At 65.6% G+C, this 25,647-nt stretch carries 23 protein-coding genes; 13 read left to right on the forward strand and 10 right to left on the reverse strand.

Annotated elements, in window-relative coordinates; translation table 11 throughout:
- Nucleotides 1–11: 11 nt before the first annotated feature.
- The 5 genes from QW861_RS16900 (at nucleotide 12) to QW861_RS16920 (ending at nucleotide 4,414) form a co-directional block, all read left to right on the forward strand.
- Nucleotides 12–704 carry an alpha/beta family hydrolase gene (locus QW861_RS16900; RefSeq protein WP_315715275.1) on the forward strand — a complete coding sequence of 231 codons (693 nt, stop codon included), beginning with the start codon at nucleotides 12–14 and terminating at the stop codon, nucleotides 702–704.
- Nucleotides 705–812: 108 nt separating this feature from the next.
- On the forward strand, nucleotides 813–1,295 hold the full coding sequence (locus tag QW861_RS16905; RefSeq protein WP_315715276.1) for a hypothetical protein: 483 nt from the start codon (nucleotides 813–815) through the stop codon (nucleotides 1,293–1,295).
- A gap of 481 nt (nucleotides 1,296–1,776) precedes the next feature.
- Nucleotides 1,777–2,778: an ABC transporter substrate-binding protein gene (locus QW861_RS16910; protein ID WP_316193292.1), complete on the forward strand. Its 1,002-nt coding sequence runs from the start codon at nucleotides 1,777–1,779 to the stop codon at nucleotides 2,776–2,778.
- A 42-nt stretch (nucleotides 2,779–2,820) separates the two neighbouring features.
- Nucleotides 2,821–3,594 carry an ABC transporter ATP-binding protein gene (locus QW861_RS16915; protein ID WP_315752273.1) on the forward strand — a complete coding sequence of 258 codons (774 nt, stop codon included), beginning with the start codon at nucleotides 2,821–2,823 and terminating at the stop codon, nucleotides 3,592–3,594.
- Nucleotides 3,587–4,414: an ABC transporter permease gene (locus QW861_RS16920; RefSeq protein ID WP_316193293.1), complete on the forward strand. Its 828-nt coding sequence runs from the start codon at nucleotides 3,587–3,589 to the stop codon at nucleotides 4,412–4,414. The genes QW861_RS16915 and QW861_RS16920 overlap by 8 nt, the downstream gene beginning before the upstream one ends.
- A gap of 10 nt (nucleotides 4,415–4,424) precedes the next feature.
- Here the strand turns inward: QW861_RS16920 and gtdA are convergent, their stop codons facing one another.
- Nucleotides 4,425–5,462: a gentisate 1,2-dioxygenase gene (gene gtdA / locus QW861_RS16925; protein ID WP_315825491.1), complete on the reverse strand. Its 1,038-nt coding sequence runs from the start codon at nucleotides 5,460–5,462 to the stop codon at nucleotides 4,425–4,427.
- Between the two features lie 102 nt (nucleotides 5,463–5,564).
- Between gtdA and maiA the strand changes: the two genes are divergently transcribed.
- Nucleotides 5,565–6,197 carry a maleylacetoacetate isomerase gene (gene maiA, locus QW861_RS16930; protein WP_315752324.1) on the forward strand — a complete coding sequence of 211 codons (633 nt, stop codon included), beginning with the start codon at nucleotides 5,565–5,567 and terminating at the stop codon, nucleotides 6,195–6,197.
- A complete protein-coding gene (locus tag QW861_RS16935; RefSeq protein WP_316193294.1) occupies nucleotides 6,187–6,696 on the forward strand; it encodes a MarR family transcriptional regulator in 510 nt (169 codons plus the stop codon). The genes maiA and QW861_RS16935 overlap by 11 nt, the downstream gene beginning before the upstream one ends.
- 38 nt (nucleotides 6,697–6,734) lie before the next feature.
- On the opposite strand, the gene QW861_RS16940 is transcribed toward QW861_RS16935, so the two are convergent.
- From QW861_RS16940 to QW861_RS16950, 3 genes are all read right to left on the reverse strand, one after another.
- Nucleotides 6,735–8,348 (reverse strand): benzoate-CoA ligase family protein, encoded by a 1,614-nt coding sequence (locus QW861_RS16940; protein ID WP_316193295.1) that lies wholly within the window; start codon nucleotides 8,346–8,348, stop codon nucleotides 6,735–6,737.
- Nucleotides 8,345–9,484: an FAD-dependent monooxygenase gene (locus QW861_RS16945; RefSeq protein ID WP_316193296.1), complete on the reverse strand. Its 1,140-nt coding sequence runs from the start codon at nucleotides 9,482–9,484 to the stop codon at nucleotides 8,345–8,347. The genes QW861_RS16940 and QW861_RS16945 overlap by 4 nt, the downstream gene beginning before the upstream one ends.
- Nucleotides 9,485–9,596: 112 nt before the next feature.
- Nucleotides 9,597–10,550: a RimK-like protein gene (locus QW861_RS16950; RefSeq protein ID WP_316170957.1), complete on the reverse strand. Its 954-nt coding sequence runs from the start codon at nucleotides 10,548–10,550 to the stop codon at nucleotides 9,597–9,599.
- Between the two features lie 288 nt (nucleotides 10,551–10,838).
- Here QW861_RS16950 and QW861_RS16955 point away from each other — a divergent pair, with 288 nt between their 5' ends.
- From QW861_RS16955 to QW861_RS16980, 6 genes are all read left to right on the forward strand, one after another.
- The gene (locus QW861_RS16955; protein WP_315715287.1) at nucleotides 10,839–11,612 is read left to right on the forward strand and encodes a ferredoxin--NADP reductase; all 774 of its coding nucleotides are present in this window, start codon (nucleotides 10,839–10,841) and stop codon (nucleotides 11,610–11,612) included.
- A gap of 210 nt (nucleotides 11,613–11,822) precedes the next feature.
- A complete protein-coding gene (locus tag QW861_RS16960) occupies nucleotides 11,823–13,388 on the forward strand; it encodes an acyl-CoA synthetase (protein WP_316193297.1) in 1,566 nt (521 codons plus the stop codon).
- A gap of 216 nt (nucleotides 13,389–13,604) precedes the next feature.
- Nucleotides 13,605–15,230, forward strand: a complete 1,626-nt coding sequence (locus tag QW861_RS16965; protein WP_315752267.1) for an FMN-binding glutamate synthase family protein — start codon at nucleotides 13,605–13,607, stop codon at nucleotides 15,228–15,230.
- A gap of 81 nt (nucleotides 15,231–15,311) precedes the next feature.
- Nucleotides 15,312–15,998, forward strand: coding sequence for an RNA polymerase sigma factor (locus tag QW861_RS16970; protein ID WP_315752266.1), 687 nt, complete (start codon nucleotides 15,312–15,314; stop codon nucleotides 15,996–15,998).
- Between the two features lie 96 nt (nucleotides 15,999–16,094).
- The gene (locus QW861_RS16975; RefSeq protein ID WP_315825487.1) at nucleotides 16,095–16,616 is read left to right on the forward strand and encodes a DUF4142 domain-containing protein; all 522 of its coding nucleotides are present in this window, start codon (nucleotides 16,095–16,097) and stop codon (nucleotides 16,614–16,616) included.
- Between the two features lie 9 nt (nucleotides 16,617–16,625).
- Nucleotides 16,626–16,943, forward strand: a complete 318-nt coding sequence (locus QW861_RS16980) for a cupredoxin domain-containing protein (RefSeq protein ID WP_315825486.1) — start codon at nucleotides 16,626–16,628, stop codon at nucleotides 16,941–16,943.
- An 11-nt stretch (nucleotides 16,944–16,954) separates the two neighbouring features.
- On the opposite strand, the gene QW861_RS16985 is transcribed toward QW861_RS16980, so the two are convergent.
- From QW861_RS16985 to QW861_RS17010, 6 genes are all read right to left on the reverse strand, one after another.
- A complete protein-coding gene (locus QW861_RS16985) occupies nucleotides 16,955–18,256 on the reverse strand; it encodes a nitrate/sulfonate/bicarbonate ABC transporter ATP-binding protein (protein WP_316193298.1) in 1,302 nt (433 codons plus the stop codon).
- Between the two features lie 15 nt (nucleotides 18,257–18,271).
- Nucleotides 18,272–20,005 carry an ABC transporter permease subunit gene (locus tag QW861_RS16990; protein WP_315825485.1) on the reverse strand — a complete coding sequence of 578 codons (1,734 nt, stop codon included), beginning with the start codon at nucleotides 20,003–20,005 and terminating at the stop codon, nucleotides 18,272–18,274.
- A 370-nt stretch (nucleotides 20,006–20,375) separates the two neighbouring features.
- The gene (locus QW861_RS16995) at nucleotides 20,376–21,686 is read right to left on the reverse strand and encodes a hemolysin family protein (protein ID WP_315752262.1); all 1,311 of its coding nucleotides are present in this window, start codon (nucleotides 21,684–21,686) and stop codon (nucleotides 20,376–20,378) included.
- Nucleotides 21,687–21,943: 257 nt separating this feature from the next.
- Nucleotides 21,944–23,929 carry a carbohydrate porin gene (locus QW861_RS17000; protein ID WP_315825484.1) on the reverse strand — a complete coding sequence of 662 codons (1,986 nt, stop codon included), beginning with the start codon at nucleotides 23,927–23,929 and terminating at the stop codon, nucleotides 21,944–21,946.
- A gap of 345 nt (nucleotides 23,930–24,274) precedes the next feature.
- On the reverse strand, nucleotides 24,275–24,556 hold the full coding sequence (locus tag QW861_RS17005; RefSeq protein WP_315752260.1) for a hypothetical protein: 282 nt from the start codon (nucleotides 24,554–24,556) through the stop codon (nucleotides 24,275–24,277).
- A gap of 146 nt (nucleotides 24,557–24,702) precedes the next feature.
- A complete protein-coding gene (locus QW861_RS17010; protein ID WP_315752259.1) occupies nucleotides 24,703–25,533 on the reverse strand; it encodes a creatininase family protein in 831 nt (276 codons plus the stop codon).
- Between the last annotated feature and the right edge of the window lie 114 nt (nucleotides 25,534–25,647).

Genomic DNA, 25,647 nt, shown 5'->3' on the forward strand with positions numbered 1-25,647 from the left:
CACTCTGGCGCATGACCGAGCACCAGCCGCGTTCCCTTGCGTTTCCCGTCGACGGCGCGGACATCGTGTCCGCGCTGTTCATGGCCCCGCCGCGGCCGCGCGCCTGTTTCGTGTTCGCCCATGGCGCGGGCGCCGGCATGACCCACGTCTTCATGAACCAAGCGGCCGCAAGCCTTGCCGCGCGCGGCATCGCGACGCTCCGCTTCCAGTTTCCCTATATGGAGAAGGGCAGCAAGCGCCCTGATCCGCCCGCGCTCGCTCACGCCGCGGTGCGGGCTGCCGCGGCGGAGGCCGCGCGGCTCTGTCCGGGGCTGCCGCTCGTAGCGGGCGGCAAGTCGTTCGGGGCGCGCATGACGTCGCAGGCGCAGAGTGCAGCGCCGCTGCCAGGCATAGCCGGGCTCGCCTTTCTCGGCTTTCCGCTTCACCCCGCCGGCAAGCCCTCCATCGCGCGCGCCGATCATCTCGATGCGATCGAGGTCCCGATGCTGTTCCTGCAGGGGACGCGCGACAAGCTGGCGGAGATGGAGCTGCTCGCGCCCGTCGTGAAGCGGCTGGGACCGCGTGCGACCTTGCATTGGATCGATCAGGCCGACCACGCCTTCCACGTGCCTGCGCGCTCCGGCCGGAATGATCGGGCCGTCATGGAGGACCTGACGAAGGCGTTTGCGGCGTGGCTGGAGACTCTCGAAGCGTGTGCCGGCTGACGCGCCGAGCGCCTCCTTCGGAGAAAAATGGCATGAGAACAAAAACAGAACTTTTCTGTCACCGGAGGTTGAGGCAATAGTCATATTGAAAGGTAGGGAGGGGGTTCGATGAAGTCAGCAGTGGTGGCGCTATCGGTGTGCGCGCTTGGCGTGCTGATGATCTCTGCAGCTCCATCGCTCGCCGATGCCAGGCTGACCGGCATGGTGGTCGTGAAGGGAACCTGCCAGAAGCTGATCGTCGCGGGAAAGGATCGCAGCTCGGAATGCAAGGGCGCGCTGCTCAATACCGACTATGACGATCAGCGCACCGGCTTCTACTTCACCTTGCTCGACGGCAGCGTGGTCACGTTCTCGAACCGCGGCGATCTGCAAGAGCAACCCGGGCCTGACAAGTTCGTCACGCCGGTCGACATGATGATCATTGGCCAAAGTCGCAAGACGATCAACAAGGTGACGGCCAAGGGGCAATGCCGTCACGGCAATCCATTCAAGGGACCCGACCTGCTCGAATGCACAGCCGACAGCGAGATCGGCCGTTTTGAAGGGCTATTTCTGTCCAATGGCGAGAAGCCGGTGATGCAGACCTTCTGAGGCCGTTACCCCTGCGCACAAGCAGGATGGGCCAGTAGGAGAGCTCGTCGCGGCGTCGCCGGTCGTCACTCGCCATCGTAAAGTCCACGCGGCAAATCCGGCCCGCTCGGCAATATCCACTTTGTCAGAAGATCGCGATGAGAAAGGCAGCTTCATCCGTTTGGCTGCTGGCCCTCGGCGCGGCGAGCCTGCCGACCATGTCGGTCCGTGCAGAGGACGGATTGAAAGGGATCGAGACGTTTCACGGCCCCTGCAGGAAGCTCACGGTCGCGGCAAAGGACCGGACCGCCGATTGCAAGGGCGTTTAGCGCAACACGCGTTACAGTGATGGACGAGGCGGCTTGGAGCAAGACGCCCGGCCTCTGAGGCTGCGATCTCCCGACTCCTGAAAATTTGGCGCGACATCAAGCTCGAAATATTGCAACAAGTCGGCGTCGTGGGGTGAGGCCGGGTGTGCGGGTCGCAGAACTTGGAGAGTGTGATGTTCCGATACGTTGGCGTCGTCCTGGGGCTGCTCTGGAGCCTCGTATCGATCAGCACCGCGCTGTCCGACGACGCCAAGCTCCGGATCGGCGTTCTCCGGCTGTCCTCGTCCGCGCCAGTGTTCATCGCGTTGGACAAAGGCTACTTCCGCGAAGCTGGACTGGACGTCGAGCTGAAGTTTTTCGATGCAGCGCAACCGATCGCCGTGGCGACGGCCACCGGCGACGTCGACGTCGGGGTGACCGCCTTCACCGCAGGACTGTATAACCTCGCAGGCAAGGGCGCGTTGAAGATCATCGCCGGCATGAGCCGTGACCGCCCGGGCTTTCCGCTGATCGGCTACTTTGCCAGCAACAAGGCCTATGAGGCAGGTCTCAGGGCGCCGAAGGACATTGCCGGCAAACGCGTGGCGATGACCCAGGTCGGGTCGAGCTTTCACTATTCGGTGGGGCTGCTGGCCGATAAATATGGCTTCAAGCTCGCCGACGTGAAGATCGTGCCGCTGCAGTCGATGTCCAACATGTCGGCGGCCATCAAAGGGGAAACCGTCGACGCGGCGCTGATGCCGGTTTCGGTGGCGCGCAAGCTGATGGAGGAGGGCGCCGTCAAGCATCTTGGCTGGGTCGGCGACGAGACGCCGTGGCAGGTCAGCGGCGTGTTCGCGGGGCCGAAAATCTTGGCCAACACGGCGCTGGTCGGCAAGCTGCTGGCGTCGCTTCAGCGCGCCGAGCGCGAGTATCATGATGTCGTGCTCGCCTCGGTCAAGGACGGCACCGCCGCCATCGACGACAAGACCAAGCCGTTGCTCGAGATCATCGGCAAGTACACGAACCTGCCGGTCGAGCAGGTCGTGGGCAATTGCGCCTACATCGATCCCGACGGCAAGCTCGATGTGAAGAACATCGACAGCCAGATCAAATGGCTGCAGGCTCAGGGGTTCGCGGACCAGGGCTATGATGCGGCCGCGATCATCGCCAAAGACTTCGTGAAGCCGGATTGATGAAGGCAGGCGCAGCGCGGGCCTGCAGCGGGATCGCTTGATATGGACCTGATCGCCGAGACCATCAGCCACCGTTTCGACGCGCTCGATGTGCTCGATGGCGTGTCGTTCACGGTCGGAGCCGGCGAGGTGGTCGCCCTCGTTGGGCCGTCCGGCTGCGGCAAGAGCACGCTGCTGGCAATCCTCGGAGGTTTGTTGCAGCCAAGCAAGGGACAGGCGGTGCTGCGCGGAGCTCCGCCGCCCGGCAGCCTCAACCCCTTGACGTTCGTGTTCCAGGACTTCGCGCTGCTGCCGTGGGCAAGCGTCGCCGACAATGTTGCCTTTCCGCTCCTCCATACATCTCTGTCGACGCAGCAGCGCGCCGCCGCCGTCGATGATGCGTTGCGGCGAACCGGCCTGGCAGACTTCCGGACCGTCTATCCCAAGCAGTTGTCGGGCGGCATGCGCCAGCGGGTCGGGATTGCCCGGGCGCTGGCGGTCCGCCCGGCGATCCTGCTGATGGATGAGCCGTTGTCGGCGCTGGACTCGCAGACCCGCGAGCTGCTGATGGAGGACTTCGTCGATCTGCTCGCCGACGGCACCATGGGCGCGGTCTATGTCACGCATAATCTCGAGGAGGCCGTGCGGCTCGCCGACCGCATCGTCGTGCTGTCGCGTCGTCCCGGCCGCATCCGGAAGGTCGTCAGCATCCCGGCGACGCGGCGCAGCCGCGGCGATGCCGTAGTACGCACGCAACTGCTGGACCTGCAGAACGAGCTCTGGGGGCTGATCCGGACCGAGGCAATCGATGCCGAGCGCGAGGTTCAGAATGCTTGAACGCTCCCCGGCTGAACTGCCTGAGGTCGTCGGCAAGCAGAGCCGGAAAGTGCCGTTCCGGGGCGGCGGCTTCACGCCGGCCGCAAGCCGATGGGCCGGCTGGCTCGCGCTCGCGGCGGCTCTCGGCCTGTGGCAATTGATCGGCAGCCTCGGGCTGGTCAATCCCTTGTTCCTGCCGGCGCCGCTGATGATCCTGCGCACCCTGTATCGATTGGCCGAAAGCGGCGCGCTCTGGCAGCATGTCTCGGCATCGTTCGTGCGCATCGTATCCGGCTGGGCGCTCGGCACGGCCACCGGCATCGTCGTCGGCTTCGCGATCGGCCTCTGGCGCATTGCGCGCAGCATCGGCATCACGTTCGTCTCTGCGCTGTTTCCGATTCCGAAGATCGCCGTGCTGCCGCTGCTGATTCTTTGGCTAGGCATCGGCGAGCAGCCGAAGATCGCGACGATCGCGCTGGGCGTGTTCTTCTCGACCACGATCTCAGTCTATAGCGGCGTCGATGCGGTGCCGCGCAACCTGATCCGCATGGCGCAGAGCTTCAACGTGCCATTCCCGACCATCGTCCGCCGCGTGATCTGGCCCGGCGCGCTGCCGTCGATCCTCGCCGGTTTCCGCATCACCGCGTCGGTCGCGCTGATGCTCGTGGTTTCGGCGGAGATGATCGGCGCCGAGACCGGCATCGGCACCTTCGTGCTGCAGGCCGGCAATCTGATGCAGACCGATCAGCTGATGGCGGGGATACTGATCCTGTCGCTGTTCGGTCTCGCCGTCGGCCGGCTGATCAGCATGCTCGAAGCGCAGCTCCTGCGCTGGCGCTGATCCGGCGGTGTCAGGCGTTGCCGCGGTCTTCCCGGAACAAGTCGAGCTTCTCCTGCACCGGGCGATCCGAGAACGAGAACAGGACCGCATCCTCGTCCGGCTCATGGCTGACCCATTGCCAGCTCGGAACGACGAACAGGTCGCGCGGGCCCCATTCGAAGGTCTGGTCGCCGATGCGGCTGCGGCCCCTGCCTTCGATCGCGGTGAACACGGTCGCGTCGGTCGAGCGATAGCGCGCAGTCTTGAAGCCCTTCGGCAGCAGCTGGATGAAGGTGCCGATCGTCGGCATCGCGAAATCACCGGTCTCCGGGTTGGAGAATTTCAGCTTCAGCCCGTGGCAGGCGTCCCATTCCTCGCTCCGCTTCGCGTTCTCCAGCGCCTCGCGCGTATAGGCGTAGGGATAGTTGAAGATCGGCGATGTCCTGGATTTGCGCTTCGCATCGACCGGCAGCAGATTGTGGCCGTAGCGGGCGAAGCTGTCGCCCGCGGGGCGCGCGACCTTCTGCTGGTCCTCCTGCGCGCCTTGCGCGAACGACGCGTCGAGAAACTGCACCAGGGGAATGTCGAGGCCGTCGAGCCAGAACATCGGCTCGGTGGTCTCATTGCCGTGATCGTGCCAAGTCATCGACGGGGTGATGATGAAGTCGCCCGGCTCCATCAGGGTGCGCTCGCCCTCGACGGTCGTGAAGGCTCCCTTTCCTTCCAGCACGAAGCGCAATGCGGACTGGCTGTGCCGATGGGCGGGCGCAACATCGCCTGGGATCACCATCTGAACGCCGGCATAGAGCGAGGTGGTGATCTTGGATTGCCCGCGCAGTCCCGGATTCTCCAGGATCAGCACGCGCCGCTCGGCTTCCTTCGCCGTGATCAGCCGCCCGGCTTCGACCATGTAGTCGCGGATCGCCGCGAACTGCCACAGATGCGGGCGGCAGGCGCTCTTCGGCTCGGGCGTGATGAGATCGCTCATCACGGTCCACAGCGCCGTCATGTTTTCGCCGTCGATCTTCTTGTAGAACGCCTCGCGCTCCGGTGTCGAAACCGCGGCCATGCGCGCCTCCCATGATCAGATGTCGTTCTTGATTGACAGTATACTGCCAATTTGATTACCGTCAAATACAACCAGAGCTATCGCATCGGGAGGACTGCCATGATGAAGCTGCACGGCTATTTCCGCAGCAGCGCATCCTATCGCGTCAGGATCGCGCTCAACCTCAAGGGTCTCACGGCCGAGCATCTGCCGCATCACCTCCGCAAGGGCGAGCAGCGCGCGCCCGCCTATCTCGCGCTGAACCCGCAGGGTCTGGTCCCGGCGCTCGAGGACGACAGCGGCGCCACGTTGATCCAGTCGCTTGCGATCATCGAATGGCTCGACGAGACTCATCCCGAGCCGCCGCTGCTGCCGAAGGATCCGTTGCGACGCGCCCAGGTCCGCGCCTTCGCGCAGGTGCTCGCCTGCGACACCCATCCGGTGCAGAACCTGAAGGTGCTGGCGCGGCTCCGGGAGCTCGGCCTGCCCGAGGACAAGGTCACGGCCTGGGCCGGCTGGGCCAACCGCGAGGGGCTCGCTGCCTGCGAAGCGCTGATCAAGCATGAGCCTGGCCCATTCTGCTTCGGTGCGGCGCCAACCTTGGCCGATCTCTGCCTGGTGCCGCAGCTCGGCAATGCACGCCGCTTCGGCGTCGATGTCGCAGCGTTTCCGCGCCTGCTGCAGGCCGAAGCCGCGGCGAAGGCGCTGCCGGCCTTCGCCGCTGCTGCTCCGGAGCGTCAGCCCGATGCCGAGTAGGCCGTCCGACATCACGATGGACGCAGTCTACACCAAGCCGGGCTATCTGTTCCGGCGGATGCAGCAGATTGCCGTGTCCATCTTCGTCGAGGAGTGCCGCGAGTTCGACCTGACGCCGGTGCAATATGCGGCGCTGGTCGCGATCCAGACGCACCCCGGCATCGATGCCACCAGGCTGTCGGCGGTGATTGCCTTCGACCGTTCGACGCTCGGCAGCGTGATCGAGCGGCTGGAGAGCAAGGGCCATATCGAGCGCAGGCCGTCGGCCGAGGACAAGCGCGTCAAGCTGCTTTATCTGACCAGGGCGGGCGGAGCACTGCTCCGTGCGATCATGCCGGCGGTCGATCGCGCCCAGGCCCGCATGCTGGCGCCCCTGAAGGCCCCGGATCGCAAGATGCTGATGGCGCTGCTGGCGCAGCTCGTCGATCTCAACAACGAGGTGTCGCGGGTGCCGCTGCGCGCCGAGGATGCGCTGGAGCATCTCGGCAAGACCGGCTGATCGCGGAACTCCGCGGTTGTCGGGCGCAAGGCGTAGGCTCACAGCCGCATCACCGCCTGACGATCGATCTTGCCGGTGCCCGTCTTCGGCAATTCGTCGATGAAGACGATCTCGCGCGGATATTTGTAGGGCAGCAGTTTCGCCTTCACGTAGTCCTGCAGCGCCTTGACGGTCGGGATTTGGTCGGGGGATCCGCCGTTGGTGACCACCACGGCCTTCAGGCTCATGCGACGATCCGGCAGCTCGTGCGCAAACACGGCGCATTCTCTGATATCGGGATGCTCGGCGAGGCAGAGCTCGACCTCGAGCGGATAGACCCATTGGCCGGAGATCTTGACCAGGTCGTCGGCGCGGCCGCGAAAGAAATGGAAGCCGTCGGCATCGCGCACGAAACGGTCGCCGGTGTAGATCCAGCCGCCATCGCGGATCGTCTCCGCGGTCTTGTCCGGACGGTTCCAGTAGAGCGGCGTGTTGGAGTCGCCGCGTACCCAGAGAATGCCCTCTTCGCCGTTGGCGACCTCGCGTCCTTCGCCGTCGCGCAGCGCGATCTCGTAGCCGGGAACGCGCAGTCCGGCGGCGCCGAGCTTCTTGCGGTCCTCGCGGTTCGAGAGATAGACGTGGAGAACCTCGGTCGAGCCGAGACCTTCGACGATCTCCAAGCCGGTCAGGCTCTTCCAGCCGTTGAAGACCTCGGCCGAGAGCACCTCGGCCGCGGAAACCGCGAGCCGCAGTGACGAGACGTCGGCCTGCTTCGCACCCTCGGCCTTGGTGAGCGCGGTGTAGAGCGTCGGCAGGCCGAAGAACACGGTCGGTCGGAAGCGGCCGATCGCATCGAAGATGGCGGCGGGTTTCGGCTGGCCGGGCAGCAGCAGCGTCGTCGCTCCGGCCGAGAATGGAAAGGTGATCGCATTGCCGAAGCCGTAGGCGAAGAAGATCTTGGGCACCGAGAAGCAGATGTCGTCCGGCTTGAGCCGCAGCACGTTGCGGGCGAACGCCTGCTCGCTATAGGCCATGTCGTGCTGCAGATGGACGATGCCCTTGGGGCGTCCGGTGGAGCCGGACGAATACATCCAGAATGCCATCTCGTCGCGGTGGGTGTCGGCCTCCGCCAACTGATCGGTGAAGTTGGGCAGCCACGCATCGACCGCGACCGTCGTTGCGACGGCGGTGGCCGGCGCCTCGCCATTGACGACGACCAGTGTGCGCAGCGCGGTCTCGGCGCAGGCCTGTGCGTCGAACCGTGCGGCAAACTCGGCGTCGGCGACGGCGATCTTGGCGCCGGAATCAGCGAGATAGAATTGCAGCAGATCCGGCGGCGTCAATGTGTTGATCAGCAGCGGCACGAAGCCGGCGCGCACTGCGCCGAAGAACGCGGCCGGATAGGCCGGTGTATCGTCGAGGAACAGCAGGACCCGTTCGCCGCGGCTGAGCCCGAGCGCGGTGAAGCCGTTGCCCCAACGGCAGGCGTCGGCACACAGCTCGGCATAGCTGCGCTGGCCGGCCGGACCGATCAGCGCAGTCTTGTTGGCGTTGCCCTTGGCGAGGTTGTCGAACAGCACGCGGCTGGCATTGTAGCGGGCGGGAATTGCGAAGCCGATCTCGCGCGCGCCGGCGCTGTCGCGCGGAACCTGGTCGGCGATCTCTCTCGTCATGCGCGTGCTCCCGTGCTCCGAGATGCCTCGTAGCGGGCCATGAACTGCGGAGCCATCGCGCGCAGCCTGGTATCATCGATGCGCCCGGACCGGGTGATGTAGCTGTAGGCAAAATCCAACAGGCTGAGCGTCATGTGAGCCGGGAAGGACTCATACCAGTCGCTGCTGGTCCGGGCCGCCGTCACCAGCTTCTTCACGATCGGCTGGCGCTCGGCCTGATAGCGGGCGAGGCCGTCAGAGAGGCTGGTCTCGGCATCGAGCGCCTTGGCGAGCGCGATCGCGTCCTCGATCGCCAGCCGCGTCCCGGAGCCGATCGAGAAGTGCGCCGTATGCAGCGCGTCGCCGATCAGCACCATGTTCCGGTGCCACCAGTGCTCATTCCAGACCCAGGGGAAATTGCGCCATACCGATCGGTTGGAGACCAGCGCGTGACCGTCGAGCGTGGCGGCGAACACCTGCTCGCAGACGCGCCGGGATTCATCGACCGACATCTCGGCGAAGCCATGGGCGTGCCACGTGGCGCGATCGCATTCCACCAGGAACGTGCTCATGTCCGGCGAATAGCGATAATGGTGCGCGTTGAAGCTGCCGCGGTCGGTCGCGACGAAGGTCTGCGACAGCGTGGCAAAGGTCTTCGACGTGCCGTACCATGCGAACTTGTTGCTGGAGTAGGAGACGGAGAAGCCGAAATCGCCTTCGAAGCTGCGGCGAACCAGCGAGTTCAGCCCGTCGGCAGCGACGATGAGGTCGTAGCCTGCGAGCTGGTCCAGCGACTGGATGGTCGTGCCGTAGCGGGCGACGACGCCCACGCTCTCGGCGCGGGCCTGCAGCAGCTTCAACAGCTCGAGCCGGCCGATCGCGGAAAAGCCGACGCCGTCGATCTCGACAGTCTCGCCGCGCAGATTGAGCGTGATGTTGCGCCAGCTCTCCATGTGCGGCGCGATCGCGTCCACGGTGTCGGGATCGTCGGCGCGCAGGAATTCGAGCGCCTGATCGGAGAACACGACGCCAAAGCCCCAGGTCGCCCCGGCCGGGTTCTGCTCGAACAGATCGACCACGGCGGCGGGGTGCCGCTTCTTCCAGAGATAGGCGAAATACAGCCCGCCAGGGCCGCCGCCGAGCACGGCGATGCGCAAGGGCGTCCTCCACATTGACAGTATACTGTTTATTTTGGATCGGAGACTAATCCCTCATCTCGATCGAGGCCAGGGAAATCTTATTGCTGGAGATCGGGCCGGCGGCCGCAAGTCATCCCGACCGGCCTCTGCCGAAGATCGCGTCGAGCGCGGCGAAATATGTGCTTTCGACCAGCTCCGGCGCATGCCGGCCGAGCGCCTCCATCTTCACGCCCGAATTGATCTCGAGCACCTGCCAGTGTCCATCGGCCAGCACGAGGTCGACCGATGCGTAGCGGATGCCGATGACGCGTGCCGCCGCGGTGGCGAGTGCGGCACAGAGGTCCCGCTGCGCGCCTGGTTCGAGCAGCACTGGCTGAGCTCCGAATTCGAGATTGTGCCGCCAGCTCAGCAGGCGCTGCTCGCCGCGCGGCACGACGGCGCGCAAGGCCGACGCGTCGAATTCCGCATCGAGGCGCCGCAGGAGCTGGGCGTGCCCCGTGGCCGGAGTGGCCGCCAGCGCGAGGGCGAGCAGCGGCTGCACGCCATCGCCGGCCACGATGGGGCGCTGCTTGCGGTAGACGATCAGGGACGCGTCATCGAGCTGCACGACACGGACTTCGTCGACGATGTCCATGAGCGGCGCGATCGCGACATTCGCGCCGGTCTCGAAGATGCTGTTCACTGCGCGCAGCAGGTCATCCTTCGCCGTGACGCGGACCACCGACCGTCCAGAGGTCCCCTCGTTGGGCTTGACCACCAGCCCGCGCGGATGCGTTTCGAGCAGCGCCAGCGCGGCCTCGGCCATCTGCCCCGACTGGCCGCCGAGGGCCGGCGCCAGAAAGAATGCGTGTGGAACCGCGGCAATCCCGTCGGCTCTCAGCAGCGCCGAGGTCGCCGCCTTGTCACAGGCCAGTCTGTGCGCCACCGCACTGTTCAGGCCGAGATCATAGCCGAAGATCAGGTGACGCCGGGTGGCATCCTCGAGCACCAGCAGCCAGCCGTCCTCCCGCACGTCGAGCGCGATGCCTCGTTCGGCGCAGTAGCGGGTGATGGCGGCGAGCTGGGCCTGCGGATGGTTAATCATTGCTCAAGGATTGGGCCAGAGATGCGGAATTAAAGTGCTGGAAAATCGGAATATCGGCAAGTAAATTACCCATATCGTTTGTGTACGAACGAATGCCCGATCGAGGCGAATCCGGACATCAGCCGGCATGCATTTGATCGTGATCAATGGTGCGTCCATGCGGGTTGATTATTCGCTGTTTTCACGTACATCAGGCGCCGAAATCGCTGGATCTATAGGGGTTTTGCGGTCCTGCCTCCGCCACGACTTGTTTCTTCCAACTTCAGCCCACGTGAAAAAACAAACGACATGAGCGCGTTCTATAAAGAGAAAGTTCTTTCCGTTCACCACTGGACGGACACCCTGTTCTCCTTCCGAGCCACCCGCGATGCGGGCTTCCGCTTCCAGAATGGTCAGTTCGCGATGATCGGCCTCGAGGTCGAGGGCCGCCCGCTGCTGCGCGCCTACAGCATGGCCAGCGCCAATCACGAGGAGGAACTCGAGTTCTTCAGCATCAAGGTGCAAGACGGACCGCTGACCTCCCGGCTGCAGAAGATCAAGGAAGGCGACACCATCCTGGTCGGCCGCAAGGCGACCGGCACGCTGATCCCCGACAACCTGCTGCCCGGCAGCCGGCTTCTGCTGCTGTCGACCGGCACCGGCCTTGCCCCGTTCGCCAGCCTGATCAAGGACCCCGACGTCTACGAGCGGTTCGAGAGCATCGTGCTGGTCCATGGCTGCCGCCAGGTCGCCGAGCTCGCCTATGGCGAGAGCGTCGTCGCCAAGCTGCGCGAGGACGAGTTGTTCGGAGAACTGCTCGACGGCAAGCTGCAGTATTATCCGACCGTCACACGCGAGCCGTTCCGCAACCGTGGCCGCATCACCGACCTGATCTCGTCGCAGCAGCTGTTCAACGATATCGGCCAGCATGAGCTCGATATCGCCAAGGACCGTATCATGATGTGCGGCAGCCCGGCGATGCTGGAGGAACTCAAGACCATGTTCGAGTCGCGCGGCTTCCTCGAAGGCAGCGGCAACGAGCCGGGCCATTTCGTGATCGAGAAGGCCTTCGTCGAGCGCTGAGCCGTCGCCCCTTCGTCTCCGACTTTTCTGAAAGAGCGCCTCGACGCAATCGGGGCGCTCTTTTCGTTGGCAATATCCTCCTTGCGCGTTTCGAAGCGGCTGTGCGATTTTCGGCAGCAAGACCGGACCTGCAGACGTCCGGCGCGACACAGGGAGGGGACTTGGACTGCCTGAGCGGCGGCCATCCCCGATACAATAAGGGGTACGGCCATGGATTCCATCGTTCGCAGACAGACGCTCGGTGACCTCCTGCGGCGGAGCGCGGCGCGCACGCCGGGAAAGACGGCCGTGATCTGCGGCGAGGTCAGCTGGACCTACGCCGAGTTCAACGCCATCGTCGACCGCCTCGCGGCCGGCCTCGCCACCCGCGGTGTCGGCAAGGGCGAGCGCGTGGCCATCCTCGCCCGCAATTCGCATGCCTTCGCGGCCTTGCGCTTCGCGCTGGCGCGGCTCGGCGCCGTGCTGGTGCCGATCAACTTCATGCTCAAGCCCGAGGAGGTTGCCTACATCCTCAAGCATGCCGGCGCGCGGCTGCTGGCGACCGACAGCGGCTTTGCCGGCGTGGCCCGCGCCGCCAAGACGCTGGTGCCGGCGGTCGAGCAGATGATCTGGCTGCCGTCGGAAGGTCCGAGCGAGCGGCAAAGCGACATGATCGACTTTGCGGAGCTCGCGGCGTCGACGGCGACGGTGCCTGCCGTCGAGATCGCCGGAAGCGACGTCGCGCAGATCGTCTACACCTCTGGTACGGAGTCGCTGCCGAAGGGCGCCATGCTCACCCATGACGCCGTCATTTGGCAGTATGTGAGCTGTATCGTCGATGCTGGCATCGCCGCCGATGACGTCACCCTGCACGCGCTGCCGCTGTATCATTGCGCGCAGCTCGACGTGTTCTTCGGCCCTTCGATCTATGTCGGCGCGACCAACATCATCACGGCGTTTCCGACGCCCGACAATCTGCTGCCGCTGATCGCGAAATATCGGATCACATCGTTCTTCGCGCCGCCCACCGTCTGGATCTCGATCCTGCGCTCGCCGCTGTTCGAGACCACCGACGTATCCACTTTGCGCAAGGGCTATTACGGCGCCTCGATCATGCCGGTCGAGGTGCTGCGCGAGCTGGCGCAGTGGCTGCCCAAGGTGCGGCTGTGGAATCTCTACGGCCAGACCGAGATCGCTCCGCTGGCGACGATGCTCGGACCCGAGGATCAACTGCGCAAGCCGGGCTCTTGCGGCCGCGCCGTGCTCAACGTCGAGACGCGGGTCGTCGATGACGACATGAATGATGTCGCACCAGGCGAGGTCGGCGAGGTCGTGCACCGCTCGCCGCATCTGATGCTCGGCTACTTCCACGACGACGAGCGCACCGCCGCCGCCTTCCAGGGCGACTGGTTTCACTCCGGCGATCTCGCGACCATCGACGGGGAAGGCTACATCACCATCGTCGATCGCAAGAAGGACATGATCAAGACCGGCGGTGAGAACGTCGCCAGCCGCGAGGTCGAGGAGGCGCTCTATCTGATCCCGGAAGTGTCGGAGGTCGCCGTCGTCGGCCTGCCGCATCCGCGCTGGGTCGAGGCCGTTGTGGCGATGGTCGTGGTCAAGTCCGGCTGTGAGCTGACCGAGGCGGCCGTGCTCGAGCAGGCTTCGGCCAGGCTGGCCTCGTTCAAGACGCCGAAGCGGATCGTGTTCGTCGATGCGCTGCCCAAGAACCCCAGCGGCAAGCTGCTGAAGCGGCAGTTGCGCGAGACGCATTCGGGGCTGTTTGCGCAGGGGTAAGCGGCTGCCGTCGTCGAGCAACGCGTAGCGGCGCCGGGAGTCCCGGAGGCCGGCCCGGCGCTGCGGCTCGATCCCGCAGCGCGGCAGTCGATAGAAGGCGGCTATCGACGTTGTGATATGATCGATGGCCGATTGCGCGCGCTTGTGTAACGATTGCTTCGCGATATCAGTAGTATCGTGATCAAAGATCTTCCACGAGCCGCCCCGAGGCCTTCCATGGATACGCTGCTGCTCCCGTTTTCGCCGCGCTTCATCGTGCTGACGATCTGCGCCACGGCGACCGCTTTGCTGCTGATCCTCGGCATCTACGACCGCAAGATCTTTGATCTCGTCCTGATCCCGCTGTTGATCTTCGGCGCGCTCACCCTGCTCGGCGTGCGCGACCTCATGCAGAAGAGCCACGCGGTGCTGCGCAACTACCCGATCGCGGCACACCTGCGTTTCCTGCTCGAGGAGATGCGGCCTGAGATGCGGCAGTATTTCTTCGAGAGCGAGAAGGACGGCATGCCGTTCTCGCGCGACACCCGTGCGGTGGTCTATCAGCGCGCCAAGATGGTGCTCGACAAGCGCCCGTTCGGCACCCAGGAAGACGTCTACCGCGAGGGCTATGAATGGATGCACCATTCAATGTCGCCCAAGCCGCGTGCGGAGGAAAAATACCGCATCACCATCGGCGGCCCCGACTGCGCAAAACCCTATTCCGCCTCGGTGTTCAACATCTCGGCGATGAGCTTTGGCGCCCTGAGCCCGAATGCGGTGCGCGCACTCAATGGTGGCGCCAAGCGCGGCGGCTTCGCGCACGACACCGGCGAGGGCGGCTTCAGCCCGTACCATGCCGAGATGGGCGGCGACATCATCTGGGAGATCGGATCCGGCTATTTCGGCTGCCGCCGCCATGACGGCACGTTCGACCCCGACGCGTTCGCGCGGGTCGCAGCCGCCGAGCAGATCAAGATGGTCGAGCTCAAGATCAGCCAGGGCGCCAAGCCCGGCCACGGCGGCGTGCTGCCGGCGGCGAAGGTGTCCGAGGAGATCTCCAAGATCCGCGGCGTCGCGATGGGCGAGGACTGCATCTCGCCGGCGGCGCACCGCGCGTTCTCGACGCCAATCGGGATGATGCAGTTCATCGGCGAGATGCGGCGGCTGTCGGGCGGCAAGCCGGCCGGCTTCAAGCTGTGCATTGGCCATCCCTGGGAGTTCCTTGCGATCTGCAAGGCGATGCTGGAGACCGGCATCTATCCCGACTTCATCGTGGTCGACGGCAATGAGGGCGGCACCGGCGCGGCGCCGCTGGAGTTCATGGACCACCTCGGCATGCCGATGCGCGAGGGCGTCAATTTCGTGCACAATGCGCTGGTCGGGCTGAACGTCCGCGATCGTATCAAGATCGGCGCCTCCGGCAAGATCGCCACCGCCTTCGACATGGCGCGCGCGATGTCGATCGGCGCCGACTGGTGCAACTCGGCGCGCGGCTTCATGTTCGCGCTCGGCTGCATCCAGTCCTTGAGCTGCCACACCGACCGCTGCCCGACGGGCGTCGCGACGCAGGATCCGACGCGCGCCCGCGCGCTGGTCGTGCCGCACAAGCTCGACCGCGTCTACAACTATCATCACGCGACCCTGCATGCGCTGGCCGAACTGCTCGCCGCCGCCGGCCTCGAGCATCCGCAGGATCTGCGGCCCATCCACTTCTCACAGCGGACGTCGACCACCGATGTCTCCTCCTTTGCCAAGCTGTATCCATCGCTGCGGCCGGGCGAACTGCTCGAGGGCACCCAGGACGTCCGCTTCCGCGACGCCTGGGCGATGGCGCGAGCCGATACGTTTGCGGCGGTGCAGTGAAACGCCTTGCGTGATCGTTCTTGGGAACTTTCCGGCTCCAATTCCATCTAAGCCACGTGTACTCAGCTTGGATGATCGACAATGCCTTGGACCACAGCGACCACGGTCTCCGCGGCGACGAGCGGCGAGGATGACCTGATCCGACGGGCGAAAGCCCGCGACGAGGCGGCCATTCGGGCCATCCTGCAGGCCAACAACCGCCGCCTGTTCCGGATCGCCCGCGGCATCCTGCGCAACGACAGCGAGGCGGAGGACGTCGTGCAGGAAACCTATGTCCGCGCACTCACCCACCTGGACGCGTTTCGCGGCCAGTCCAGCCTGTCGACGTGGCTGGTTCGCATCGCGATGAACGAAGCGATGGGGCGGCTGCGCGGGCGGCGACCCGCGCTGCAACTGGATGCGGAGCGAGAGAACAAGCCTCGGGCCGAGGTGATCCAATTTCCCGCCACGTCGAGCGATCCGGAGAAGTCGGTGGCGCAGCGCCAGATCCAGGCCGTCGTCGAGCGGGCGATCGATGACCTGTCCGAGCCGTTTCGCCTGGTGTTCATCGCCCGCGTGATCGAGGAGATGAGCATCGACGAGACGGCGGACTTGCTCGGATTGAAGCCCGAGACCGTGAAGACGCGCCTGCATCGCGCCCGCGGTATGCTGCGTGAGAACGTCGAAAAAGAGATCGGTCCCGTCCTTCTGGACGCGTTTCCCTTCGCCGGCCCGCGTTGCGAGCGGCTGACCGAGGCCGTGCTCGATCGTCTTCGGCGTCCGACCTGAAGATTCTCGGGAACGTCGGCTCCCGCTTTTCATCCAATCCCTGTGCAGTCATTCACCCGCCGGCCACGAGCTCCGGCGGCACAGGAGATGAGAACCATGTTCAAGCATATCGGCACGATCGCCCTCGCGCTCTGCCTCACGAGCAGCGTGGCCCTGTCGCAGGGCGCCAAGCTCAGCGATCCGCAGATCGCGCATATCGCCTACACCGCCGGCGAAATCGACATCAAGGCAGCGAAGCAGGCCTTGGACAAGTCCGGCAGCAAGGAGATCAAGGAGTTCGCGCAAGGCATGGTGCGGGACCACGAGGCGGTCAACAAGCAGGCCCTCGCCCTGGTCAAGAAGCTGAAAGTGACGCCGGAAGACAACGACACCAGCCGCGCGCTGTCGAAGCAGGCGAGCGAGAAGCTCGACGAGCTCAGCAAGCTCAAGGGCGTGGCATTCGACAAGGCCTATATTGCCAACGAGGTCGCCTACCACAAGACGGTGAACGGCGCGCTGGAGACGCAGCTCATTCCGTCCGCAACCAACGCCGAGCTGAAGGAGTTGCTGCAGACCGGCCTGAAGCTCTTCCAGGGCCACGAGCAGCACGCCGAGCATGTCGCGGCGGATCTGAAGTAGGACGATCCGATGCTGTCGGGACGCATCACTCTCGTGAGTGTGGTTGTGCTCGCCGCCATGAGCGTTCCGGCGCGCGCTGCCACGATCCGGATCTTGGTGGACAAGCTCGAATTCTCGCCGGCCGTGGCTTCGGCCAAGGTCGGCGATACCGTCGAATGGGTCAACAAGGATGCGCTGGCTCATACGGCCACGGCGCGGGATGGCGCCTTCGATGTCACTTTGCCGCCGAGCAAGACGGTGAGCTCGGTCCTCAAGAAGGCGGGCACGGTCGACTACTACTGCCGCTTTCATCCCAACATGAAGGCGACACTGACCATCGCGCCGTGACGCCGTTGGCCTCAATGCGGGTTCTCCAGGCTGAAGGTCTCGGACTGCTCGTCATAGGCGAACAGCTCGGCATAGCGGCCCCATGACACGATGGTGTGCAAGGTCTCGTCGGCGTAGTGCTCGGACATGTAGTCCTCGAGCTCGATGCGGAAGCGCGCAGCCGGAGCGGCGTGCGAGGGGCGGTCGTCGAGCACGCGGCGGATCAGCCCCATCAGCGGCACGTTCTCCATCAAATGCTTCGCGAACAGCTTCTTGCGCTCGTCGGTCTCCTGATGGGCGAACCGCCGTCCGTCCTCGGTCAAGGTCAGGTCGCCTTCACTGAGCTGGGCGAAGCGCAAGAGCTGCAGCGCCTCGGCCAGCGGAAAGATCTCGTCGACCTCGAGCTGCAGATGGCCCGCCAGCACCGGCAGGTCGGCATGCCCATTATAGGGTTCGCCGGCTAGCGTCTCGACCAGGCCGGAGATCGAGTTCGAGGAGACGTGGTTGAGCACCATGCCCACGCCGGCGCTGGCGGTGCTCGGCAGCTTCGGCTCGGGCCGCTGCGTCATGCGGGCATAGAGACTGTCGACGAGCTGGCGGAACGCGGGATCGAGCCGGTTGCGCGGATGCGGCAGGTCGATCCTGAACTCGGCGGCGACGCGGCCGGGATTGGACGAGAACACCAGGACGCGGTCGCACATCAGCACCGCTTCCTCGATGTTGTGCGTCACCATCAGCACCGACTTGATCGGCAGCCGGCCGTCGGTCCAGAGATCGACGAGGTCGGTGCGCAGCGTCTCGGCGGTCAGCACGTCCAACGCCGAGAACGGTTCATCCATCAGCAGGAGGTCAGGATGCACGACGAGCGCGCGGGCGAAGCCGACGCGCTGGCGCATGCCGCCGGACAGCTCCTTCGGAAAAGCCGATTCGAAACCGTCGAGACCTATCAGGTCGATCGCGGCCAGCGCGCGTTTGCGCCGCTCGGCACTGTCGACACCGAGCGCCTCCAGGCCGAGTTCGACGTTTTGCAGCACGGTGAGCCAGGGAAACAGCGCGAACGACTGGAACACCATGGCGACGCCAACAGGGGGGCCGGCGATGATCTCGCCGCGGCATCGTGCTTCGCCTGAGGATGGCGACACCAGGCCGGCGATGATCCGCAGCAGGGTCGACTTGCCCGAGCCGGAGCGTCCGAGCAGGCCGACGATTTCGCCGGCTCGGATCGTGAGGTCGACCTTCTCCAGCACGACGAGATCCTCGCCGCTGCCCTTCGGGAAGAGCCGGCTGACGCTCTTGATCTCGATCAGCGATGTGTCCTTGACCTGGTCGCGCATGATGATCTCTCCCGGTCAGCCGAGCCGCAGCCGGCGCTCGCCGAAGGCATACAGCGGCCGCCACAGCAGCCGGTTGAACAGAGTGACGAGGATGCACATCACGGCAATGCCGAGTACCACGCGCGGAAAGTCGCCGCGCTCCGTCGCCGCGGCGATGTAGGCGCCGAGCCCCGACGCCGTCAGATGCGTGTCGCCCCAGCTCGCGACCTCGGCGACGATCGCCGCGTTCCATGAGCCGCCCGAGGCGGTGATGGCGCCGGTGATGTAATAGGGGAAGATTCCGGGCAGCACGACCTTGAACCACCAGCGCCAGCCGGTCAGGTGCAGGCTCGCGGCCGCCTCGCGCAGGTCGGTCGGGAAGGCGCTGGCACCGGCGATGACGTTGAATAGGATGTACCATTGCGTGCCCAGGATCATCAGCGGGCTCAGCCAGACATTGGCGTCGAGGCGAAAGCGCACGATCAGCACGACGAACACCGGGAAGGCGAGGTTGGCCGGGAAGGCGGCGAGGAACTGCGCCAGCGGCTGGATGCGCTCAGCGAGCTTGGGCCGCAGCCCGATCCAGACGCCGACGGGGACCCAGATCAGCGACGCCAGCCCGATCAGCACCACCACGCGGATCAGCGTGATCAGGCCATAGCCGATGGCGGAGAGGACATCGGCGGGCGCCAGCGTGGCCGAGAGGTAGAGGTACGTCTTCCAGCCGGCATAGGCGCAACCGAGAACGACGACGGCGAGCCAGAGGCCGTCGACGAGCTGCGACGGTGGCGCGTGCCGCACCGGGCCGCTCCAGGTTTTAGGCCAGTTGATCCGCAGGTTCGAGACGGCGCGATTGACCGCGGCGAACGGGACGGACAGCGAGCGCAGCGCGCGGGTGCGCCGGAACAGGTCGAGCATCCACGAGCTCGGCGGATTGCCCGAGGCGGTCTGCTCGAAGCGGAATTTGTCGGCCCAGGCCACGATCGGACGGAACAGCAGCTGATCGTAGGCGGTGATGACCAGCAGCATGGTCAGCAGCGCGGCGCCGATCGCGGCGAGATCCTTCTGCTGAATTGCCAGCGCGACGTAGGAGCCGATGCCGGGCAGGGTGACGGTGGTGTTGCCGACCGTGATCGCCTCGGAGGCCACGACGAAGAACCAGCCGCCGGACATCGACATCATCGCATTCCAGATCAGGCCGGGCATCGCATAGGGGACGTCGAGCCGCCAGAAGCGCTGCCAGCCGGAGAGGTGGAAGCTGCGCGTCGCCTCCTCCAGATCCTTCGGCACGTTGCGCATCGACTGGTACATGCTGAAGGTCATGTTCCAGGCCTGGCTGGTGAAGATCGCGAACACGCAGGCGAGCTCGGCGCCCAGCACCTTGCCGGGGAGCAGGTTCATGAAGAACACGACGGTGAAGGTGAGGAAGCCGAGGATCGGCACCGACTGCAGGATGTCGAGCAGCGGGATCAGCACGATCTCGGCGCGCCGGCTCTTGGCCGCCAGCGCGGCGTAGACGAAGGTGAACACGAGCGAGCACGCGATCGCGAGCAGCATGCGCAAGGTCGTGCGCAGCGCGTAGAGCGGAAGGTTGGCCGGATCGAGCGACACCGGGGCGGTATCCAGCGCCGACAGCGGCTGGGTGGTCTGCTCGCCGCCATAGACGATCAGCACCATCGCGCCCACCACGATCACCAGCGCGACCACGTCCCAGATGTTGGGACGGACGGCGTCGCGCAGCACTGTGGTCCGGAGCTCCTGAAGCATCATCGGCGTGTCTCGTCTCGTCGTCCGCAGCCATCGGCGGTGGCTGCGGACGGTGCTTGTCATGGCGTATGGGCTGGTTCGCGCCGGCTGGGCTGCCGACCGAATCCGTACCCTAAGTGCCCTGTGTGATGGTTTGATATCAAGCGGCGGCGGCCGGGATCCGGTACCACATGTCGGCCTATCAAAGGATACGCAGGCCGCGTCTTCACGTTCCCGCGACATCGGCTGTCCGGGGTATGCCTGATCGCGCGCCACTCGCTCGATCTGCGCCTCCGCCGCGTGCGAGGGAGGTCGCATCGCATGGCAGATGCGAAGCGGGTGCGAGAATGCTCCGGCGGGGCGCACTGTCGTTGCGGCGACAGCACGGGTTCAGCTACCCCACATTCGGCTCGCCGCCCTCCGGCGCGAGCCTGGTCGCCAGGATCTTGTCGATGCGGCGGCCGTCGAGGTCGATGATCTCGAAGCGCCACCCCTGCAGCTCGAAGCTCTGGCCGACCTCGGGCACGCTGCCGAAGTGCTGCAGCACCAGGCCGGCGACGGTGTGATAGCCGCGATGTGGCGGCACCTCGATGGCGAGGACGTCGGCGAACTCGTCGAGCGGCATCCAGCCGGAGACCAGCAGCGAGCCGTCGTCGCGGCGGACGCAGGCGGGCTCGGGGGGACCCTGCTCGGACGAGAATGCGCCGACGATCGACTCCAGAATATCCGCCGCGGTCACGACGCCTTCGAACGCGCCGTATTCGTCGTGGACCAGCCCCATATGCACGGGCGCTACCTTGAGGATCGCGATCACGTCGCGCGCATCGACGGTGGAGGGAATGATCGGCACCTCGCGCACCAGGTTGCGCAGGTCCGGCGTCTCGTCGCGCAGATAGGCCGCCAGCAGGTCCTTGGCCTGGAGCACGCCGATCGGACGGTCGCGCTCGCCGTCCGACACCGGCAGGCGCGAATGCGGGCTCCTGGCGAGCAGCTCGCGAATGGCCTTGGGATCGTCGTTGAGGTCGACGACGTCGACCTCGGGACGCGGCGTCATGATGGCGCCGACCGGGCGGTCGCCGAGCCGCATCACGCCCGCGATCATCTCCTTCTCGCCCGGCTCGAGCACGCCGGCAGTCTCGGCCTCGCGCACCAGATGATGGATCTCCGCCTCCGAGACCTTCTCCTCGGCCTCGCCGGAACGGCCGAGCAGCGTCAGGATCAGCTTGCCGGAAAGGTCGAGCAGGACCACCAGCGGCAGCGACACCTTGGCGAGCACCTGCATGGCCGGCGCGACGCGGACGGCAATCGCCTCGGGATCACGCAGCGCGAGCTGCTTCGGCACCAGCTCGCCGACGATCAGCGTGGCATAGGTGATGATGGTGACGACCAGGCCGACGCCGACGATGTCGGCGACGGAAGCCGACAGGCCGAGCTCCAGCAGCGATTGCGTCAGGCGCTGGCCGAGCGTGGCGCCCGAGAACGCGCCGGAGAGCACGCCGACCAGGGTGATGCCGATCTGCACCGTCGACAGGAATCGCCCCGGGTCGGACGCCAGCGTCAGCGCCCGCCGCGCGCCGGACACGCCTTTCTCGGCCAGCATGGCCAGCCGGGCCGGCCGCGACGAGACGATCGCGAGTTCGGACATCGACAACAGCCCGTTGACGACGATGAGGACGACGATGATGGCGAGTTCGACTGAGAGCATTTCGACCTGTGAGCGCCCGAAGGGGCGGGGAATGGAGACAGGTCCTAGCATATGGGGATGGCAAGCGCCCAATGCCGCATTGCGGTAAGCGCATGGGGGACTGCACCCTGGCGGCAGGTCAGCTTGGCGCACCGACGGGCGCATCATCCTCCGCTGTCGTCCCGGCCTTGAGCCCGGACGACACCCATTTGTGGCGCGAATTGTGGCTCTCATCGGCGCTCGACTGCCGGCCTCGACGGCGGCGCAGCCTGTCGCCCTCAGAAATCCCCGTGCAACCGCCCGGAGAAGATCGACACCGGGCCGCGGTCGGCGTTGTAGGCGGGGTTGTTGACGAACTGGTAGTCCGCCGTGAAGGTCAGGTATTTGTTGATCGAGTAGGCGTAGTAGGCCTCGATGATGTTCTCGCGTCGATAGTTCAGCGCACCATCGCCGATCAGCGGGCCGAGGCCGCCGGCGGCGAGGAAGGCGCGGTGGTCGCGCGACAGCCCGTTGGTCACGCCGGCGAGGCCGATCGTATCATCGGGACGGCCCCAGCGCGTGCCCTTGATCGAGGTGCCGAACGACAGGCTGTTGTCGATGTCGGTGAAGGCCATGATCTCGGTCTTGCCGTCGTTCCAGCTCCAGCGGCCGAACAGGCCGAGCTCGTCTGACAGCGCCTGGTCGAAAGAGACGACGTAGCCGTATTTGGGGCGGCCGCGGCGGGTCTGGGTGATGTCGGCATTAAGCGCGGGATTGTCCAGCGTCTCGCGGTAGCTGCCGGAGAAGGTGTTGTTGAAGAAGCCGATGGTGCGCAGGTGGCCCGGCTGCGAGAACAGCTGATAGCGCGTCTCCAGCTCGACGACATAGCTGCCGCGCCTGAACACGTTCGTGTCGAAATTGTTGGAGTTCGAGGTGGCGTCGACCAGGAAATAGCCGGCGCGCAGCGCCCAGTTCCTCTGGTTCAGCTCGGCGGTGGCGCCATAGGTCAGGCCGAGCTTGTCGGCGGCGTAGTCGAAGGCACCGGGCGCCCAGATCGACCAGTTCATGAAGTCCTTGCGCGCATCCTTGGCGTAGGCGTTGCCGTCGAACACGTCGAGCACCGGAAATTTGCCGATCTGCACCGTGAGACGCGAGATGTCCTGCTTGCCGGAGAGCTGCAGCTGGCCGCTGCCGAGCTGCTCCTGCTCGCCGCCGAAGCCGAAGGTCTGGCGCAGGAACAGCCGCGAGGTGTTGTAGTGCGGATAGGGGAAGTCGGACTTCTGCGCTTCGCCATTGGGGAAGCCGCCGAGTCCGACGGTGTTGCTGAGGCCGAAGCCCTGCAGCAGCTCGGGATTGTAGTAGACCTCGCCGCCGTCCCACAGCCGCGCGTTGATGTACAGGCTGTTGCTCCAGGTCTCCTGGAATTGGCGCGCGGGTGTCAGGCTGTTGGCGCCGGTGTAGGCGGCGCGGAACGCCGGATAGCCCTGGCCGATCACGGTCGCCTGGCCGTGGATCTCCCAGCGGTCGGATTCGGGATCGGACGGATCGCTCTTGAGCTTCAGGTCGGGACCGCTGGCGAAGTCGAGCTTCCGGTTGAGCCCGACCCGCAGGGTCTGGAAGTCGAGTTGCGAATTGTAGCTGGCTCCGTTGGAGAAGCGGACGCCACCGTTCTCGAAATGGCTGTAGAGATATTCGAGGCGCCAGCTCCAATGCGGCGCAAAGCTGCGTTCGATGCCGGCGCCGGCGGCCCAGCCGAGCCGCGTCGTCAGCAGTTTCTCGGTGTCGCCGGCTGCATTGGTGTTGATGAAGCGGCCGCCGGTCCAGGCAAGGCCGCCGGTGGCATAGACCAGCCAGTCGCCCCTGATGTAGCCGACGCGGCCGCGGGCGGTGGCGACATAGTCCCACAGCTCCGAGACGTTCGAGCCGGGCGTGCCGAGCATCGCGACGGTGTGGTTGGAGGTGAGATAGTTCGGAAAGCTGAAATCACCCTCGAGCCCGAGCAACAGCCCGGAGCGGGTGACCCAGTTGTAGCCGGCCTGAACGCCGCCGGTGAGACCGCTGAACGGGCTGCCGGTGCTGACCGTGCCGCTCGGGTCCGTCAGGGTCGCCCGGCCGTGGTCACGTGTATAGCCGGCATGGACGCCGACATAGAGGCCGGTCCAGTCGAACACCGTTTGCGCCATCCGGGCCTTGACCGGCAGGTCGGCGGCAGCGGCGGGGGCAGCGAGCGCGGCGATCATGGCGCCGGCCGCGATCACTTCCCGGGTGCAGTTCGAACGGATCATGGCGGCGGATTCCCAAGGCAAGGCAAACGACACAGGCAACGTCACAACTGATTGCCCGCGCACAGTCACGAGAAGATTACGGAGTCGTCGATGTTTGATCGGAAGTGTGGATGACACGCGGCAATTCAGGGATGATTTATATTGCGATTAATTCGCAAGAGCAAGCGTGGGGCGATCTGACCCGGTTTCTGATCGAGGGTGTTGCGCCCACGCAACAATCGGCCCGCCCGGGCGGCCGGGCGGGCTGTCGAGATCGCAGATCGGGGCAGGTAGACGCCCGGCCTTGGCGAATTTGGCGAGGCGAGCCTTGGCCGCGGCTGGGCGGGGCGCGACGAAAGCCCAGCATCAATAGCCGCAGGCCCTGACCCGGCCGACATACTGGCCGTAGACGTTGTACTGCGGCACCCAGCGGCAGTACCGATAGCCACCGCCATAGTAGTAGCCGTCGTTGCTGGCGGCGATGGCGCTGCCGACGACGGCGGCGCCGACGAGGCCGGCACCGACGCCCCAGCCCCAATGGTGATGATGGAAGCCGTTGGCCGCGGCAGGCGTCGACGTTGCGGCGATGCTGCCGGTCACGGCGAGAGCGGTCAGCGCGAGGGCGGCAATCTTGGTCTTGATCGACATGGTGAAGGCTCCTGTTTGTTGTTGCGGCGGCCGGCGTCGGCCGCTTGCCAAATTGGACGGAGCCTTTTCGAAACCGGTTCGAATCGCCTGATCGCGATCGACGCCGTTCGAAGATTCATCAGAAGATCCAGAGTGTTATCTCTGGCTCAGCCGCCCGACAGGGGGCCGCGGCCAAGCGCGTTCACGTCGAAGTTATCGATGTCGTCCAGCAGCGCACAGAACGCCCGCGCGCCGTGGTCGAGCACGCGCTCGCCCTTCTCCGCCGACGCCTGCGTGGCATCGCCGACCGCGCCGCCCGCATTCAGGTCCTGCGTCTGCCAGGCCATCGGCGCCGGCCGCTGCGTCGAGAGCACCTTGTAGGTCGTTTCCATCTCAGCGCCGCGCGAGGAGAATGCGGCGATCGCATCGCTGCGCACCAGCGTGGGATGGCGGGCCAGCATGATCGAGGTCTCGACGGCGCCGCCGTGAATGCCGTGCCGCAGCTCATCGGGCGAGAACAGGCCGTCGGGCGCACCGAAGCGCGACCACGACGTCGTCACCACCAGCATGCGGTGATCAGCGCGCAGATCCTGTGCGACCAGGGTCATCGCGGCACTGTTGCCGCCATGGCTGGTGACGATCACGAGCTTCCTGATCCCGGCGCGCGCGACGCTGTCGCCGAGCGCACGCCAGCTCCGCAGCGCGACCTCGGTCGGCATGGTCAGCGTGCCCGGATAGTCGATATGCTCGGTCGAGATCCCCACTGGCTGCACCGGCAGGACCGTCACCGGCAGCGCCGGCGGCAACAGCGCCCGCACCTGGGCGAGATAGGCCTCGGCGATGTAGACGTCGGTGCCGAGAGGCAGGTGCGGGCCGTGCTGCTCGGTGGCGGCGAGCGGCAGCACTGCGATCCAGCGCGCGCTCTCGGGCGTTCCCGCCTCGGACGTTGCCAAAGCGGGCCAGTGCAGCTCGGTCCAGTCGCGGGGCGGCAGGGTCATCGCGCGGGCAGTTTCCTTCGTCCGTGGGGCAGGGTAGGTATCGCTCGAACGATCTTAACATGTTCAGCCAGAAAGAACCGGGGAGACCAGACATGGCGCAGGCGCTTCTGCCGC

It is taken from the genome of Bradyrhizobium sp. SZCCHNRI1029, assembly GCF_032487555.1.
GTDB lineage: Bacteria > Pseudomonadota > Alphaproteobacteria > Rhizobiales > Xanthobacteraceae > Bradyrhizobium.